This window comes from Novosphingobium sp. BL-S-21, assembly GCF_055521655.1.
Genome location: NZ_CM145496.1, coordinates 1,088,822 through 1,103,967, shown reverse-complemented (window position 1 = coordinate 1,103,967; position 15,146 = coordinate 1,088,822). Strand labels below are relative to the sequence as shown.

Annotated in this window: 14 protein-coding genes; 6 read left to right on the top strand and 8 right to left on the bottom strand. The window is 65.6% G+C overall.

The window, feature by feature from the left end:
* The first annotated feature begins 49 nt into the window (after positions 1-49).
* Positions 50-1,717 (top strand): ATP-binding protein, encoded by a 1,668-nt coding sequence (locus tag ACZ1J6_RS13520; protein WP_132263450.1) that lies wholly within the window; start codon positions 50-52, stop codon positions 1,715-1,717.
* A 30-nt stretch (positions 1,718-1,747) separates the two neighbouring features.
* Here ACZ1J6_RS13520 and ACZ1J6_RS13515 read toward each other — a convergent pair whose 3' ends face one another.
* From ACZ1J6_RS13515 to ACZ1J6_RS13505, 3 genes are all read right to left on the bottom strand, one after another.
* Positions 1,748-3,178 (bottom strand): MATE family efflux transporter, encoded by a 1,431-nt coding sequence (locus ACZ1J6_RS13515; RefSeq protein ID WP_431566949.1) that lies wholly within the window; start codon positions 3,176-3,178, stop codon positions 1,748-1,750.
* Between the two features lie 7 nt (positions 3,179-3,185).
* The gene (locus ACZ1J6_RS13510; protein WP_431566948.1) at positions 3,186-3,932 is read right to left on the bottom strand and encodes a 7-carboxy-7-deazaguanine synthase QueE; all 747 of its coding nucleotides are present in this window, start codon (positions 3,930-3,932) and stop codon (positions 3,186-3,188) included.
* A 363-nt stretch (positions 3,933-4,295) separates the two neighbouring features.
* Positions 4,296-6,965 (bottom strand): valine--tRNA ligase, encoded by a 2,670-nt coding sequence (locus ACZ1J6_RS13505; protein ID WP_431566947.1) that lies wholly within the window; start codon positions 6,963-6,965, stop codon positions 4,296-4,298.
* A 180-nt stretch (positions 6,966-7,145) separates the two neighbouring features.
* Here ACZ1J6_RS13505 and ACZ1J6_RS13500 point away from each other — a divergent pair, with 180 nt between their 5' ends.
* The 5 genes from ACZ1J6_RS13500 to ACZ1J6_RS13480 all read left to right on the top strand — a co-directional run bounded on the left by ACZ1J6_RS13500 (position 7,146) and on the right by ACZ1J6_RS13480 (position 11,664).
* A complete protein-coding gene (locus tag ACZ1J6_RS13500) occupies positions 7,146-8,261 on the top strand; it encodes an ABC transporter permease (RefSeq protein WP_465128121.1) in 1,116 nt (371 codons plus the stop codon).
* On the top strand, positions 8,258-9,187 hold the full coding sequence (locus tag ACZ1J6_RS13495) for an ABC transporter ATP-binding protein (protein WP_243654090.1): 930 nt from the start codon (positions 8,258-8,260) through the stop codon (positions 9,185-9,187). Before ACZ1J6_RS13500 ends, ACZ1J6_RS13495 begins: the two co-directional genes overlap by 4 nt.
* A gap of 10 nt (positions 9,188-9,197) precedes the next feature.
* A complete protein-coding gene (locus ACZ1J6_RS13490) occupies positions 9,198-10,136 on the top strand; it encodes an MlaD family protein (RefSeq protein WP_132263441.1) in 939 nt (312 codons plus the stop codon).
* 32 nt (positions 10,137-10,168) lie between these two features.
* On the top strand, positions 10,169-10,816 hold the full coding sequence (locus ACZ1J6_RS13485; protein ID WP_465128120.1) for an ABC-type transport auxiliary lipoprotein family protein: 648 nt from the start codon (positions 10,169-10,171) through the stop codon (positions 10,814-10,816).
* Between the two features lie 293 nt (positions 10,817-11,109).
* On the top strand, positions 11,110-11,664 hold the full coding sequence (locus ACZ1J6_RS13480; protein ID WP_431566946.1) for an outer membrane protein: 555 nt from the start codon (positions 11,110-11,112) through the stop codon (positions 11,662-11,664).
* A gap of 98 nt (positions 11,665-11,762) precedes the next feature.
* Here the strand turns inward: ACZ1J6_RS13480 and ACZ1J6_RS13475 are convergent, their stop codons facing one another.
* From ACZ1J6_RS13475 to crcB, 5 genes are read right to left on the bottom strand one after another with little or no spacing between them, the layout of a single operon-like run.
* Positions 11,763-12,458, bottom strand: a complete 696-nt coding sequence (locus tag ACZ1J6_RS13475; RefSeq protein WP_132264176.1) for an ATP12 family chaperone protein — start codon at positions 12,456-12,458, stop codon at positions 11,763-11,765.
* Complete coding sequence (locus tag ACZ1J6_RS13470) at positions 12,455-12,664, bottom strand: hypothetical protein (RefSeq protein ID WP_132263437.1); 210 nt, start codon at positions 12,662-12,664, stop codon at positions 12,455-12,457. The genes ACZ1J6_RS13475 and ACZ1J6_RS13470 overlap by 4 nt, the downstream gene beginning before the upstream one ends.
* On the bottom strand, positions 12,661-13,311 hold the full coding sequence (locus ACZ1J6_RS13465) for an HAD-IA family hydrolase (RefSeq protein WP_431566971.1): 651 nt from the start codon (positions 13,309-13,311) through the stop codon (positions 12,661-12,663). Before ACZ1J6_RS13465 ends, ACZ1J6_RS13470 begins: the two co-directional genes overlap by 4 nt.
* Positions 13,312-13,319: 8 nt before the next feature.
* A complete protein-coding gene (locus tag ACZ1J6_RS13460; protein WP_431566945.1) occupies positions 13,320-14,645 on the bottom strand; it encodes an RluA family pseudouridine synthase in 1,326 nt (441 codons plus the stop codon).
* Positions 14,642-15,052, bottom strand: a complete 411-nt coding sequence (crcB, locus tag ACZ1J6_RS13455) for a fluoride efflux transporter CrcB (RefSeq protein WP_132263433.1) — start codon at positions 15,050-15,052, stop codon at positions 14,642-14,644. Before crcB ends, ACZ1J6_RS13460 begins: the two co-directional genes overlap by 4 nt.
* Positions 15,053-15,146 lie beyond the last annotated feature (94 nt).

Sequence of the window (15,146 nt, the reverse complement as noted above, 5' to 3'; positions counted from 1 at the left end):
CCGCGCCGAACTAGCGTTTTCGAACGAAAACGCTTGTTTCGAGGGCTCAATGAACGAGATGCGAATGGACGGCTTCGATCCTGCGACGGCCCCGCACCCCCGGGTGGGCGGCGAAGAGGGGCGCGAGCCGATCGGCGTGATCCTGGAGATTTCCGGTGCCGGCGCCCGCATCGCCTTCGATCTGGCGCGCCTCAACGATGCCGCGCAGCACGTCGATCCTTCGATCGCCATGTCGGGGCAAGTCGGCAGCCAGGTCAAGGTCCGGGTGGGCCGGGGCTGGTTGCTCGCCAGCATCCGCAACCAGAAGAGCGACGCCACCGTCCCCGGCGGCATCGTCGCCGAGGCCGACTTTTTGGGTGAAGGGCTGGAGGAACGGCTGACGGGTCGCATCCATGGATTTCGCCGCGGCGTCACGCGCTATCCGACGCCCGGCGCGCTGGTCTACCCGGCCGACACGGACGACTTGCGCCAGGTCTATGCCAGCGACGGGCGGCAGGCGGTTCAGATCGGCACCGTCTATCCCACCAAGGACATTCGCGCCGGGCTCTACATCGATGCCCTGCTCGGCAAGCACTTCGCGCTGCTGGGTTCGACCGGCACCGGCAAGTCTACGAGCACCGCGCTGATCCTCCACCGGATCTGCGAACAGGCGCCGGAAGGCCATATCATCATGGTCGATCCCCACGGCGAATATGCTGCCGCCTTCCGCAACACCGGCGTGATCCTCGACGTCTCGAACCTGCAGATGCCCTATTGGCTGATGAACTTCGAGGAACATTGCGAGGTCCTGGTCACCACGCGCGGCGATGAGCGGCAGCTGGATTGCGAGATCCTGGGCAAGTGCCTCCTGGAGGCGCGGGCGAGGAACCGCCTGGCGGAGCAGATCGGCAAGATCACCGTCGATTCGCCGATTCCCTATCTGCTCTCCGACTTGTCCAACATCCTGAACAACCACATGGGCAAGCTCGACAAGGGCCACTCCAGCGCGCCCTACATGCGGCTGCGCAACAAGCTCGACGAATTGAAGGGCGATCCGCGCTACCAGTTCATGTTCTCGGGCATGCTGGTGGGCGACACGATGGCCGAGTTCGTCTCGCAGCTGTTTCGCCTGCCTTCGCGCGGGCGGCCGATCTCGATCATCGACGTGTCCGGCGTGCCGTCCGACATCACCAGCACCGTGGTGGCCGTGCTCAGCCGCATGGTCTTCGACTTCGCCGTCTGGGCGCGGGAGGAGAAGACGCGGCCGATCCTGCTCGTCTGCGAGGAAGCGCACCGCTACGTTCCGAACGAGAAGAACGCCGACGGTTCGTCGGTCGGCCGCATCCTTTCGCGCATCGCCAAGGAGGGCCGAAAGTACGGCATTTCGCTGGGCCTTATCACGCAGCGGCCGTCCGACCTTGCGGAGGGCGTGCTCTCGCAGTGCGGCACGATCATCTCGATGCGTCTCAACAACGACCGCGATCAGGCTTTCGTCCGCGCGGCCATGCCTGAAGGCGCGCGGGGTTTCCTCGATTCCATCCCGGCGCTGCGCAACCGCGAATGCGTGATCTGCGGCGAAGGCGTGGCGATCCCGATCCGCGCTTCGTTCGACGATCTGGAGGAATTCCGCCGCCCGGCGTCCGCCGATCCCTCGTTCATCGAACTCTGGAGCCAATCCGGCGGCGAGGAGGAGATGGTGCTCCGCACGGTCCAGCGCTGGCGGGCCCAGGGCAGATAAGCAAAACCGCGGAGAACCCGGCGCGCGCGGTCAGGCCTTGAACGCCGCGCGCCACTTGCCCCAGCGGTAGTAGCCGATCGTCAGAGCGACAGTCAGGGCCGAACCGACGGGATAGGACCACCACACCGCGTCGCTGTCGATGACCGGATAGGCGAGCCAGTAGAAGCCCAGACGTCCCGGATAGAGACCCAGGAACATGATTACGAGCGGGGCCACCACGGCGCCATAGGCGCGCATCGTGCCGGTGAGGATCATCGTGATCGACACGATCACGAAGCTGGCCGTGCAGACGAGCTGAATGTGCCGGGCGATCGGCATGGCCGGGCTGTCTCCGCCCAGGAACAATGCCAGCAGCGGGCGGTCGAACAGCACGATCAGCGCCGCCACCAGGGTCGAGAGCGCCAGGTTGGTGACGAGGCCCACTTCGGTCACTTTGCCGACACGGCCATGGTCGCCCGCGCCGAGCGACTGCGCCACCATGGCGCTCACCGCCGAGCCGATCGCGAAAGCGGGCATCTGGAGGTAGTTCCACAATTGCAGCGAGGCCCCGTAGGCTGCCGCGGCGTCCAGCCCCTCGCGGTTGACGAGGCTGACCATGATGAGGCCGGCGGAGGACACCAGCAGCATCTGGGCGCCCATCGGCAGGCCCTTGACGATCACATAGGCCAGTTCAGGGCCGCGCGGCACCAGATAGCCCAGTTCCGGCCCGCGCAGGCGCATCGGCAGGTCCTGCCGGTAGATGCGCCAGAGCTGGTAGACCAGGCCGGCGAAGTTCGCGAAGGCCGTGGCCATGGCCGAGCCGGCGATACCCAGCGTGGGGATCGGGCCGGGCCCGATGATGAGGAGCGGATTGAGCACGATGTCGAGCGCGACCGTCAGGATCATGGCGTAGAGCGGCGTCTTGGAATCGCCCGCGCCGCGCATCCCCATGGAGACCATCATCGACATCGAGCCTAGCGGGATCGTCACGAAGATCACCCGCAAGTAGGCGAGCGCCTCGACCCGGCTGGCCTCGGGCGTGCCGAGCGAATGGAGCAGGGCATCCGCCCCGAACCAGCCGCCGATGCCGCAAAGCCCCGAGAGAACGAGACAGAAGCCCAGCCCGGAGCCGAACGTGCGCCGCGCCGCGTCGATGTCGCGCGCGCCGAAGTGCTGGCCGACGCGCACCGTCGTGGCCATGCCGAAGCCGAACACCAGCGCGAAGAGCAGGAACATGATGACGTTGGCATTGGCCGTTGCCGCCAGCGCGGCCTCGCCCAGCAAGCGCCCGACCCAGATCGCGTTGACCGACCCGTTCAGCGTCTGGAGCACGTTGGAAATCAGCATCGGCACCGAGAAGACCATCAGCGTCTTCAGGATCGGTCCCTGCGTGAGGTCGCCCTTCATCCGCTCCATCTGCCGGGGGGGCTGTCCCTCCTCGGGTTCGGTTTCCCCGTGCGGAATCGGTGATGCCTCGTTCATATGCCCCTCAAGTTCCCCGCGTATCGCCCCAGATGTGTATGTGCAGCCGGTCCGTGAAGCGATAGCCTTCCTGCGTGCATAAATCCGAGAGCCATCCCGACCTCTGCCGGATGACATCGCTGGAGCGACCTTCCGGCATCAGGAATATCCGCTCGGCGGGGATCGCGTGGCGTTCCTGGAGCGCGCGGACTTCGTCCACGTCGGCAGGTTCCGCCACCACGAACTTGAACCAGGCCCGCGGGTCCGCCGCCCAAGCGTCGAGCCGCTCGGGCACCAGCGCCAGTTCCGCCGGGTTGCCGCTGTGCGAGAGCTTGGGGCTGACGTTGTACTGCTGCACCCGTGCGTCGAGGCCCGCATGGGGCGCAACCGAGCCGTTCGTCTCGATCTCGACATGCATCCCCGGTCGCGCCTCGTCGAGCGCCGCCAGCATCCGCGCCAGCTGCGCGCCCTGAAGCAGGGGCTCGCCGCCGGTGATGACCAGCCGGTCGGGCGGAAGGTCGGCCACCATGCGCGCCACGTCGGCTTCTTCGGCCATGACCTGGTTGGCCTTTCGCTCGAACGCAAGCTCGTCCCGATGGAAGCGGTTATCGCCGGAAAAGCGCCAGGTATAGGCGGTGTCGCACCACTCGCAGGCCAGATTGCAGCGCGACAGCCGCACGAAAGTGCTCGGCCGCCCCATGCTGGCGCCTTCGCCCTGAAGCGAGGCGAATACTTCGGGTTCGCCGGGAGTGGTGGTGGCAAGAGCAAGCGTCACGGTATTCTCGAATGCAGTTTGATGGAGCGTGGTTGACACAGTTTACACGGTCCAGGGGAGAAAATGTCACCTTGTGTGGGAGGTGTCATCTTGCGGCTGGTTGCGTGCAGGAAGAGCAGGGCGATCACGCGCGCGAAGGTGTCAGATGCGCGTGATGTAGGAAATCGAAAAAAGTGAGAAGTCCTGGGGGATGATCCCCCAGACCCTCGGAATGTCGAGGTCTCGCCCTGGCTGGCCGTTTTGCGCCCACTGGGAGCCGGGAGACAAATGGCCTGCGGTCGCAAGGAGAGCACGGGCGTGGCTGCGCGCGCGACCTCGCCAGTATCGGGGTGCAGGGGTGTTAACCCCTGCGTTTCCCTTTTCTTATCCCAGCCGCGCCAGCGCCGCAGCCAGACGCTCCGCCTCCGCCGAGTGGTGCGCATGATCCGCACGCGCCTTGTCGATCGCCTCGGGCTTGGCCTTCTCGACGAAGGCCGGATTACCCAAACGCTTGTCGAGCGAATCCCGCTCCTTGACCGAAGCGGCCATGGCCTTTTCGAGGCGCGCCTTTTCCGCCGCAATGTCGATCACGCCTTCCAGCGGGATCGCCAGGGTCGCATCGCCCGCGCCCACCTGCATGGCGGCACCGGCGGGGGCAGCCTCGAAGTGGATCGCATCCAGACGGGCCAGACGGTCGATCGCGGTGCCGTTGCGGCCGATCACCGCGCGGGTCGCGTCGGAAGGGTCGGCGACATAGGCGGTAAGGCGGGCGCCCGGCGCGATGCCGAGTTCGGACTTGGCGCCGCGAAGGTTGCCGATCAGCGCGATCAGCCACTCGACTTCGGCCTTGGCCCCGGCATCGACCGCGGCTTCCGGTGCGGGCCATGCGGCGACGATCAGGTCGTTCTCGCGGGTGCCCATCTTGCTCCACAACTCTTCGGTGACGAAGGGCATGAAGGGGTGGAGCATGACGAGGATCTGGTCGAGCACCCAGCCGGCGACGGCCTTGGTCTCGTCATCGAAGCTGCCCTTGATGAGTTCGATGTACCAGTCGCAGAACTGGTTCCAGACGAAGTGGTAGATCGCATTGGCAGCCGCGTCGAAACGCAAGTCGGCCATGGCCTTGTCCAGCGCGGCGACGGTTTCGACGACTTCGCCGATGATCCACTTGTTGACCGCCGTGGTCGCCTTGGGGGCGGCGACGGAGGTGCTGGCGACGATGCCGTTGGACTGGCAGAAGCGCGCGGCGTTCCACAGCTTCGTGGCGAAGTTGCGGTAACCTTCGACGCGCTTTTCATCCATCTTCACGTCGCGGCCCTGGCTCTCCATGGCAGCCATGAAGAAGCGCAGCGCGTCGGCGCCGTACTTGTCGATCAGGCCCAGCGGATCGACCACGTTGCCCTTGGACTTCGACATCTTCTGGCCATCGGCGGCGCGGACGAGGCCGTGGAGGTAGAGCCGCTTCCACGGCACTTCCTTCATGAAGTGGATGCCCTGCATCGCCATGCGCGCATCCCAGAAGAACAGGATGTCGAAGCCGGAAACGAGCAGGTCGTTCGGATAGTGCTTCTTCAGCAGCGGCGCATCTTCATCAGGCCAGCCGAGCGTGGCGAAGGGCCAGAGCGCGGAGGAGAACCAGGTATCCAGCACGTCGTTGTCGCGGGTCAGCTTCTTGTTGCCGGCCTGCGCCTGTGCCTCTTCCTCGGTTTCGGCGACGAAGATTTCGCCGTCTTCCGAATACCACGCCGGGATGCGGTGGCCCCACCAGAGCTGGCGGGACACGCACCAGGGCTGGATGTTTTCCATCCAGTTGAAGAAGGTCTTTTCCCAGGTCTTGGGGACGATCTCGATGGCGCCCGAGCGGACGGCTTCCATCGGCGGGCCGGCCAGCGTCTGCGCATCCACGTACCACTGGTCGGTCAGCCAGGGTTCGATGACCACGCCGCTGCGGTCGCCGAACGGGGTCTGGATCACGCGATCCTCGACCTTTTCGAGCAGGCCGTCATCCTCCAGGAATGCGACGATCGCCTTGCGCGCCTCGAACCGGTCCATGCCGATGAACTGCGCGGGGACGAGGCCGTCCTGCGTCTGGCAGACCTTGGCATCGGCATCGAGCATGTTGAGCATGTCGCCGGCCTTGAAGCCTGCGCGCTTGCCCACCTCGAAGTCGTTGAAATCATGACCCGGGGTGATCTTCACCGCGCCGGAGCCCAGTTCGGGATCGGCATGCTCGTCCGCAACGATGGGAATCTCGCGGCCGGTGAGCGGCAGGGTGACGGTGGCGCCGCGTGCAAGGAGTTCCTTGTAGCGTTCATCCTCCGGGTTCACCGCGACGGCCATGTCGGCCAGCATCGTTTCGGGGCGGGTGGTGGCGACGTGGATGTGGCCCGAACCGTCCGAAAGCGGATACTTGATGTGCCAGAAGTGGCCGTTGGTCTCGCGCGTTTCGACCTCAAGGTCGGAAATGGCGGTGCGGAACTTGGGGTCCCAGTTCACCAGGCGCTTGTCGCGGTAGATCAGGCCCTGCTTGTGCAGATCCACGAAGACCTTGACCACGGCCTTGGTGAAGTGCGGGTCCATCGTGAACTGCTCGCGGCTCCAGTCCATCGAGCAGCCCAGGCGGCGCAGCTGGCCGGTGATGGTGCCGCCGGATTCGGCCTTCCATTCCCAGACCTTCTCGATGAACTGCTCACGCGTGTAGTTGGCGCGCTTGTCTTGCTTGGCCTCCATCTGGCGCTCGACCACCATCTGCGTGGCGATGCCGGCGTGGTCGGTGCCGACCACCCAGAGCGCGTCCTTGCCCTTCAGGCGTTCGTGACGGATCACGATGTCCTGCAGCGTATTGTCCAGCGCGTGGCCGATGTGGAGCGATCCGGTGACGTTCGGCGGCGGGTTCACGATGGTGAACGGCTGCGCGTCAGGGCGTTCGGGGCGGAAAAGGCCTTCGCCTTCCCAGTGCTGGTACCACTTCGCCTCGATCTGGGCGGGGTCGAAAGTCTTGTCCAGCGCGGCTTCGGGCGCGGTTTCGGGGGAGGCTTCTGGAGTGTCGGTCATGGCGCCGCGCTTTGCCAGTGCGGGGCGTCATTCGCAAGTGCCGCCAACACGGGATGCCGCCATAGTCGCGGGACGTGCATAAAGGATGGCTCCAATACGGTTGCGATTGCGAAATGAACAATTCGCCGCGCCGGGGGAACCCCTTGCCGGTACAGGCATTTTCCCCCAATACGAGCACACATGCGGGAATGGGCTGAATTCACTCTGTCGGAAAGCGACCAGGACGGCGTCCGGACTGTGGCGCTGAAGGGGCCGTTGCGCGTCCATTCTCTGGGCAATCTCGACCACAAGCTGGCCGCCTTGCACGGCCCGTTCGACCGGATCGACATGTCCGGCGTCACCGATATCGACACCACCGGCGCCTGGCTCGTCTGCCGCTATGCAAGCGAGCATAACCTTGAAGTCGTGGGTGAAAGCGACCAGGCCAAGCACCTGTTCGCGGCGATCGGCCGCGTCCCTGACGAACAGCCTGAGATCGAGCCGGAACGGCCTCTTCTGGTCCGCACGGTGGGCGAACTCGGTGATCTCGTGGTCGGCTGGGGGCACGGGCTGGTCCGCTCTGTCGGCTTCCTGGGGGAGCTGATCTCGGCGCTCGGCGCGGCTATCCGGCACCCCTCGCGGCTTCGGGGCACGGCGCTGGTGCATCACATGCAGCATGTGGGCGTCAACTCGCTGTGGATCGTCGGGTTGATGAGCTTCCTCATCGGCATCGTCATCGCCCAGCAGGGCGCGGTGCAGCTGGCGCAGTTCGGCGCCGAAATCTACACGATCAACCTCACCGGCCGGCTCGCGATGCGCGAACTGGGCATCCTGATGACCGCGATCATGGTCGCGGGGCGCTCGGGCTCGGCCTTTGCGGCGCAGATCGGCACGATGAAGTTGACCGAGGAGGTGGACGCCATGCGCACCATCGGCGTCTCGCCGATGCAGGCTCTGGTGGTTCCGCGCGTGCTGGCGGCGATGCTGATGATGCCGCTGCTCGGCTTCTATTCCACGGTGCTGGCGATCATCGGCGGCGCCTTCATCGCGAATTTCGCGCTCGATATTCCGTTCTGGACTTTCCTTCAGCGCACTCAGGAAGTCGTGCCGATCACTGACGTCTGGGTGGGCTTGCTCAAGGCCCCCGTCTTCGCGCTGATCGTCGCCCTCGCAGGCTGCTATCAGGGGATGCAGGTGACCTCGAACGCCGAGGAAGTGGGCGCGCGCACCACCCAGGCGGTGGTCACGGCGATCTTCACCGTGATCGTGCTCGACGCCTTCTTCGCGATCTTCTTCACCAAGATCGGCTGGCAATGATCGAAAGCGAAAGCCTTCAGGCGGAGCCGGCGGAAACCGCCGCCGATTCCGATGAGAAATTCCCGATCGTGGTCGAGGGGCTGCGCAATGCCTTCGGCGATCACGTCATTCACGAGAATCTCTCGCTCAAGGTCCGTAGGGGTGAGATTCTGGGCGTCGTCGGCGGATCGGGCACCGGCAAATCGGTGCTGATGCGCTCGATCATCGGGCTCCAGCAGCCGGAATCGGGCGAGATCACCGTGCTCGGTCATCACATGGGCGATTCCACCGATGAGGAAGGCCGCGACTTGCGCTCCCGGTGGGGCGTCTTGTTCCAGGGCGGCGCCTTGTTCTCGACCTTGACCGTGGGTGAGAACGTGGAAGTGCCGCTCAAGCAGTTCTATCCCGAAATCACCGACCAGATGCGCGGCGATATCGCGCGCTTCAAGGTCCGGCTCGCGGGCCTGTCGGAAGAATCCGCTTACAAGTATCCCAACGAGCTTTCGGGCGGCATGCGCAAGCGTGCCGGCCTGGCGCGGGCGCTGGCGCTCGATCCCGAACTTCTGTTTCTGGACGAGCCGACCGCCGGCCTCGACCCGATCGGTGCCGCCGCTTTCGACCGGCTGACGCGCGGGTTGAAGGAGACGCTCGGGCTGACGGTATTCCTCATCACTCACGATCTCGATACGCTTCACGCCATTTGCGATCGCGTGGCGGTGCTGGCGGACAAGCAGGTGATCGCCGTGGGCACGATCCCGGAATTGCTGGCGCTCGATCACCCCTGGATCCAGGAATATTTCAACGGCCCGCGCGGCCGTGCCGCGCTGGGCGCGAAAGACGAGATTTCGATGAACGACGACGCGCTTGTCGCGCAGGACGGTTCCCCTCCCGAAGGACCGGCCGTGGACAGCAGCAACGGGCGCGATATCAACGGACGCGGGGCATAGGGTAATCAGCATGGAAACACGGGCCAATCATATCTGGGTCGGAGCCGTCACGCTGGTCCTTCTGGCGACCCTGGCGGCGTTCATCATCTGGATTGCGCGCCTGAACGATGGTGCGCGCAACGAATACGACATCTTCTTCAAGCAATCGGTCGATGGCCTGGCCAAGGGGTCGGGCGTCGATTACGCGGGCGTGCCGGTAGGGCAGATCAAGGAAATCGAGCTGTGGCCGCAGGATCCCAGCTTCATCCGCGTGCGGGTGAAGGTGGACAAGAAAGTGCCCGTCACCGTCGGCACCACCGCCACGATACAGGGCAGCTTCACCGGCGTTGCCGATATCCAGCTTGAAGGCGCCGTGAAGGATGCGCCGCTGCTGACCGAGCCGGGTCCGGAAGGCGTGCCGGTCATCCCCACCAAGCGCGGCGGCCTGGGTGAAATCCTGTCGAACGCTCCGCTGTTGCTGGAGCGCCTGGCGACGCTGACCGAAAACCTCAACCTGCTCCTCTCGGAAGAGAACCGCCGGTCGATCACCGGTATTCTCAAGAACACCGACAAGATGACCAAGGATCTTTCGTCGGCGACGCCGCAAGTGAAGCAGACCCTGGCCGAACTTCAGGGCACGCTCAACCAGGCGACCCGCACGCTGACCGCGTTCGAAGGCGTGGCCGGCAAGGCCGACAGTCTTCTGGGCGATCAGGGCAATTCGCTGGCCGAGCAGCTCCGCAACACGCTGGGCGCGGCGCAGAAGTCGATGGAGACGCTGGACCAGACCCTGCAGCATGCGCAGCCGGCCTTCGATCAGGTCTCGCAGCAGACGCTTCCCGCCGCCGAAGCTGCGATCCGCGACTTGCGCGCCACCAGCAAGGCGCTGCGCAACGTGACGGAAAAGATCGACGAGCAGGGCGCTGGCGCGCTCATCAAGGGGCAGAAGCTGCCCACGTACAAGCCATGAACGGGCGATCCATGCGCCTGCACGAACCGAGAATGAAGATGGGAACCGCGATGAAGCTCCGGCACAAGACCCCGATCCTCGGCGGCGCGCTTGCAGCCGCGGCAGCCCTGGCGCTTTCGGGCTGCATCAGCCTGGCGCCCAAGGCCCCCGACCTGCTGCTGCGCCTGACGCCGGACCAGACCGCGCCGGCCGGTTCGCAGGCCGCCGGGCAGATCTCCGAGGCCATTGTCGTGCTCGATCCCGAAGCCGATCGCAGCCTGGACGTGCTGCGCGTGCCGGTGAGGGTGGACGGATCGACCCTGTCCTATCTCAAGGACGGCTGGTGGATTGAAAAGCCGAGCCGTCAGTTCCGCTCGCTTCTGGCAGAGACCTTGCGGGCCCAGACCGGCCAGCTCGTCGTCGAAGGCGGCGATTTCGAGGTCACCGGCAAGACGCTGATCGGCGGAAGGCTGCTGCAGATGGGCTATGACGTCCCCACGTCATCGGTCATCGTGCGTTTCGACGCGATCCGCACCGAGCGCAGCGGCCCGCTCGTGACCCGGCGGTTCGAGGCGATCGTGCCGGGCGTGAAGGCGGAAGCAGCCTCGGTCGGTCCGGCGCTCAACAAGGCGGCGAATGACGTTGCCAACCAGGTCGCCACCTGGGTGAAAAGCGGCGGGGCAAGCGCTGCGCCTCAATAATCATGACAATTGCTGTAAGTAATTGTCGCATTTGGGTGCAGGGTCGAGGTAAGTAGGAGGCGATTTGGAATTTTAATTCAGACGCCTCTTTTTATTTTTTCGCCCATTTTCTGTTTTCCAGAAATCCGCAGTCGGCCTTCATTCTTGAGGGCGGTGTTGTGGTAAAAACATCACAATGACACTTCTGTGACGTGACTTGTTCAGTGCGCTGTATTGAAAGCATTTTCCTGCGCTGTATTCGGCCCGGACCCCGCGGCCGCAACGGCCGGGTAAAACAGAATGCAGGAGCTACCATGAACAAGTTCGCCCTTCTTGGCGCCGTCGCCCTTTTTGCCGCGCCCGTCGCCGCCAATGCGCAGGCTTATGTCCAGGCTCAGACCGGTCTCGACAGCGTTTCGGTCAATGGCGGTTCGTCGGAAGGCCTGACTTACGGCGTGGCCGCAGGTTATGATTTCCCGGTGCGCGAAGCCTTGTTCTTCGGCATCCAGGCGGGCATTTCGGGCAGCACCACCAAGGAATGCGCAACCGATCTCCTGGCTACCGGGGACAAGCTCTGCGTTCGCGCCGGCCGCGATCTCTCCGCGATTGCCCGCGTCGGCACCAATGTCGGTGACACGACCAAGCTCTACGTGCTGGGTGGCTACACCAATGCCCGGCTGCGCGTGACGTACAACGACGGCGTCAACAAGGACAGCGACGGCGTCAACCTCGACGGTTTCCGCCTTGGCGCCGGTTTTGAACATGACTTCGGTGGCAACCTGTTCGGCAAGGTCGAATACAACTATTCGAACTTCGAACAGGGCTACAGCCGCCACTACGGCCTTGCCGGTCTTGGCGTGAAGTTCTGATCAGAGCCAAGTCTGCACGGCGGCTCTGCCGCGTGAGGCTATAAAAAAAGCCCGCTCCGGTTCGACCGGGGCGGGCTTTTCGGCTTTTTCGTGCAGCTTCAGGCGCGCGCCAGTGCGGCCAGCCGGATCGCCAGCTTGAACGCCTCGAACCTTGCGGCGCGGCGTTCGGCGGCTTCCCAGTCTTCGCCCCAGAGTTCGACCTGCCAGTCTTCTTCGAGGTTGGCCGCGTTCCACAGGGCCTCGGCATCGGCATCGGACCGAATCGCCGCCATGGCGATCACCAGCGACGCGGCAAGGCTGGAGAGCATCTTCAGCGCCGCCAGCGCAAAGTCGTTCTCGGCGGCGAGGGCGGTTTCCAGCCGCGCCAGCGTTTCGGCGGGCTGAGGCTTGTGGAGCACGCCGGAAATGCGGGCGAAGCGGATGTCGTAGCGCTGTTCGGCTTGCGCCAGCAGGGGCTCCCACAAGGCCAGCTGGCGCTGGTAGAGCGCGTCCTCGGGATCGCCGCGATAGCAGAGCGTGTCGGTTTCGGCATAAGGCAGCACGTCACGCACGGTCTGCGCCCGGTCCTGGGCGACGGCGTCGATCGCGAAGTCGGCCAGGTCGCGCAAGTGGAAGGACTGGGCGTCGATCTGCTCGCCCTGCGCGGCCCATTCGGCGGCCAGCGCTTCGGCCAGCGCGCGGGTGGGGACGATCTGCGCGCGGCCGCCGGCCGTCCTGATGGGGCGGCCGTCCAGCAGCACGCGCCACTGGCCATCGATCTCCCCGACGCCGGCTTCCTTGTAGAAGCGCTTCATCGCGGACTGCGCCATTTGCGGGCGAGGATCTTGGGGACGACGAAGACGTCGACAAGGCCGTTGGCGATCAGCAGGTAGCCGAGCCAGAGCGGCGCGGCGAGCTTGTTGGCGCCGATCGCCATGCCCGCAATCACGCAGGCGACGCCGAACAGGCGCACGAGCTGGATCGTGGCGAAGCGGGCCTTTGCGGGGTCTTTCTCGCTCACGTCAGCAGGTACTCCATGAGGTCGTTCGGCGCTTCGCAGACCTTTTCGGCGCCGGCCTCGATCAGTTCGCGCGGGTGATGATAGCCCCAATCCACGCCGACGGCACGGGTCCCGGCGGCCCGGGCCATCTTCATGTCATAGGCCGTGTCACCGATCATCACGGCGGCTTCCGGCATCGCCCCGGCCTCTATCAAGGCTTCCTCCAGCATCGCGGGATGCGGCTTGGAGGGATGGCGGTCGGCGGTCTGGAGCGTGACGAAAAGATCGGAAATCCCGTTCGCCGCCAGGCAATGCGTCAGGCCGCGATCGGACATGCCGGTAGCGACCGCGAGCGTCCAGCCGCGGGCGTGGAGCGTGCGCAGGCAATCCTCGATACCGGGGAACAGGGGTTGCGACACGCGCCCCTCTTCGCGGGCCTGGCGGAACGACACCTTGTAGGCCTCGGCCATGGCGTCCTGCTGGCGCTCGTCGCTTTCCGGCAGCAGCTGGCGGATGGCCTGCGGCAGCGAGAGGCCCACCGCGCGCCGGATCAGGGCGCGGGAGGGGGCGACCAGGCCGAATTCGGCGAAGCTCGCCTCCATCGCCTCGCAGATCGGCGCCTGGCCATCGACCAGCGTGCCGTCGCAATCGAAGACGGCGAGCTTCACGGACGTGGTCACCGCTTACCTCGCGGCGACGACGGACCACCTGCAGAGGGACGCGCGCCGCCGGGGCGGGGGGCGGGCTTGCCAGAGGGCTTGCCAGTGGGCTTGGAAGCGGGCCTGGAAGCGGGCTTGGCGCCGGGCCCGGCCTTGGCCGCCGGCCTGCCCGCGGGTTTTCCGGCAGGCTTGGCACCCAGCTTGCTGCCGGGCTTGCCCGAAGGCTTGCCGCGCGAACCGGGGCGTTCCGAGCTGCCGTCGCGGCGTGAGCGTCGTTCGCCGCGGCGTTCCTTGCGGTACTGCTTGGCATGGGCCTTGGCCATGCGCTTCTCGTCGTCCTTCCCGGGCGCCGGGGGCGCTTCGGGCAATTCGGCACCGTCGTTCTCGTCGAAGCCGAGCGAGGCCAGCGAATTGGCGAAATGCTCGGGCAGGGGGGCGGTCACGTCGAGCGGCACGCCGTCCGGGTGATCGATGATCAGGCGGCGCGCATGAAGGTGCATCTTGCGGCTGATCGTGCCCGAGAGGAACGCTTCCTGGCCGCCGTACTTGCCATCGCCGACGATGGGGTGGCCAATGGCGGCCATGTGGACGCGAAGCTGGTGGGTACGACCGGTCAGCGGGTGGAGTTCCACCCAGGCGGCGCGGTTGCCGGCGCGATCGAGCACGCGGTAGCGGGTGCGGGCCGACTGGCCGCCTTCCTCATCGACGTGCATCTTCTCGCCGCCGGTGCCCGGCTGCTTGGCGAGCGGCAGCTCGATCATACCGTCGTTGATGCTCGGCACGCCGACCACCAGCGCCCAGTAGATCTTGCGCGCGGTGCGACCGGAGAACCGCTTGGAGAAGAACGCCGCGCTGCCCGGCGTGCGGGCGACCAGCAGAACGCCCGAGGTGTCCTTGTCGAGGCGGTGGACCAGGCGCGGACGCGGACCCTTTCCGGCATAAGCGTCGAGCAGGCCGTCGACGTGCTCCTTCATGCCCGAGCCGCCCTGCGTGGCGAGGCCCGGCGGCTTGTTGAGCACGATGGCGGCGCGGTCCTGCGTGAGGACCATGGCGTCGGCGCGTTCGATCTCTTCCTCGGTCAGTTCGCGGCGCGGGCGCGATCCGCCCAGGCCGGGCTTGGCCTCGCCGCCCGGCGGTACGCGCAGGACCTGCCCGGGCGTCAGGCGGGTATCGACATCGGCGCGCTTGCCGTCGACGCGGATCTGCCCGGTTCGCGCCCAGCGCGAGACCATGGCGAAGCCCACTTCGGGCAAGTGGCGCTTGAACCAGCGATCGAGACGAACGCCTTCATCGTCGCGGCCTACGGTAAATTGGCGGACAGTGTCCGAATTGTCGCGGCTCATGCGGCGACTCCCTTCATGATGGAAAGACCGGCAAACAGCGCGGCGAAGCCTGCGATCAGCGTGATCGCGACATAGAAAGCCGCAAGACCGACCTGCCCGCGCGAGACGAGGGCAATGGTATCGAGGCTGAACGAGGAAAACGTGGTGAAGCCGCCTAATACGCCGACGCCGATAAGCAGGCGAGCGCTCTCGCCCTCGGTGCCGCGCAGCAGTAGCCAGCCGGCCAGCACGCCCATGGCAAGGCTGCCGACGACATTGACGGTCAGGGTGCCATAGGGAAACGCGCCGGCGCGGACAGGTCCGATGGCGGTGGTCCAGGCCAGCCCGGCGAGATACCGGAGCCAGGAGCCTAGACCGCCGCCGAACGCCACGAAGAGCGAGGAGGCAAGAAAGGAAGGTTGGGACATCGCGCCGCCTTAGCCGCGAATGCGCAGTTTTCCAATCGTCGCCGTCCGAACCGTCCGGCAGGGCAGTCGTCTATAAAGGTTCCAGGGTGCGACC

What these genes read in the sequence shown, in the direction of transcription:
- ACZ1J6_RS13515 (WP_431566949.1), bottom strand. Translation starts at nt 3,178, where the DNA reads ATGAACGAGGCATCACCGATTCCGCACGGGGAAACCGAACCCGAGGAG.
- ACZ1J6_RS13495 (WP_243654090.1), top strand. Translation starts at nt 8,258, where the DNA reads ATGATCGAAAGCGAAAGCCTTCAGGCGGAGCCGGCGGAAACCGCCGCC.
- ACZ1J6_RS13500 (WP_465128121.1), top strand. Translation starts at nt 7,146, where the DNA reads ATGCGGGAATGGGCTGAATTCACTCTGTCGGAAAGCGACCAGGACGGC.
- ACZ1J6_RS13480 (WP_431566946.1), top strand. Translation starts at nt 11,110, where the DNA reads ATGAACAAGTTCGCCCTTCTTGGCGCCGTCGCCCTTTTTGCCGCGCCC.
- ACZ1J6_RS13490 (WP_132263441.1), top strand. Translation starts at nt 9,198, where the DNA reads ATGGAAACACGGGCCAATCATATCTGGGTCGGAGCCGTCACGCTGGTC.
- crcB (WP_132263433.1), bottom strand. Translation starts at nt 15,052, where the DNA reads ATGTCCCAACCTTCCTTTCTTGCCTCCTCGCTCTTCGTGGCGTTCGGC.
- ACZ1J6_RS13460 (WP_431566945.1), bottom strand. Translation starts at nt 14,645, where the DNA reads ATGAGCCGCGACAATTCGGACACTGTCCGCCAATTTACCGTAGGCCGC.
- ACZ1J6_RS13520 (WP_132263450.1), top strand. Translation starts at nt 50, where the DNA reads ATGAACGAGATGCGAATGGACGGCTTCGATCCTGCGACGGCCCCGCAC.
- ACZ1J6_RS13505 (WP_431566947.1), bottom strand. Translation starts at nt 6,965, where the DNA reads ATGACCGACACTCCAGAAGCCTCCCCCGAAACCGCGCCCGAAGCCGCG.
- ACZ1J6_RS13485 (WP_465128120.1), top strand. Translation starts at nt 10,169, where the DNA reads ATGAAGATGGGAACCGCGATGAAGCTCCGGCACAAGACCCCGATCCTC.
- ACZ1J6_RS13475 (WP_132264176.1), bottom strand. Translation starts at nt 12,458, where the DNA reads ATGAAGCGCTTCTACAAGGAAGCCGGCGTCGGGGAGATCGATGGCCAG.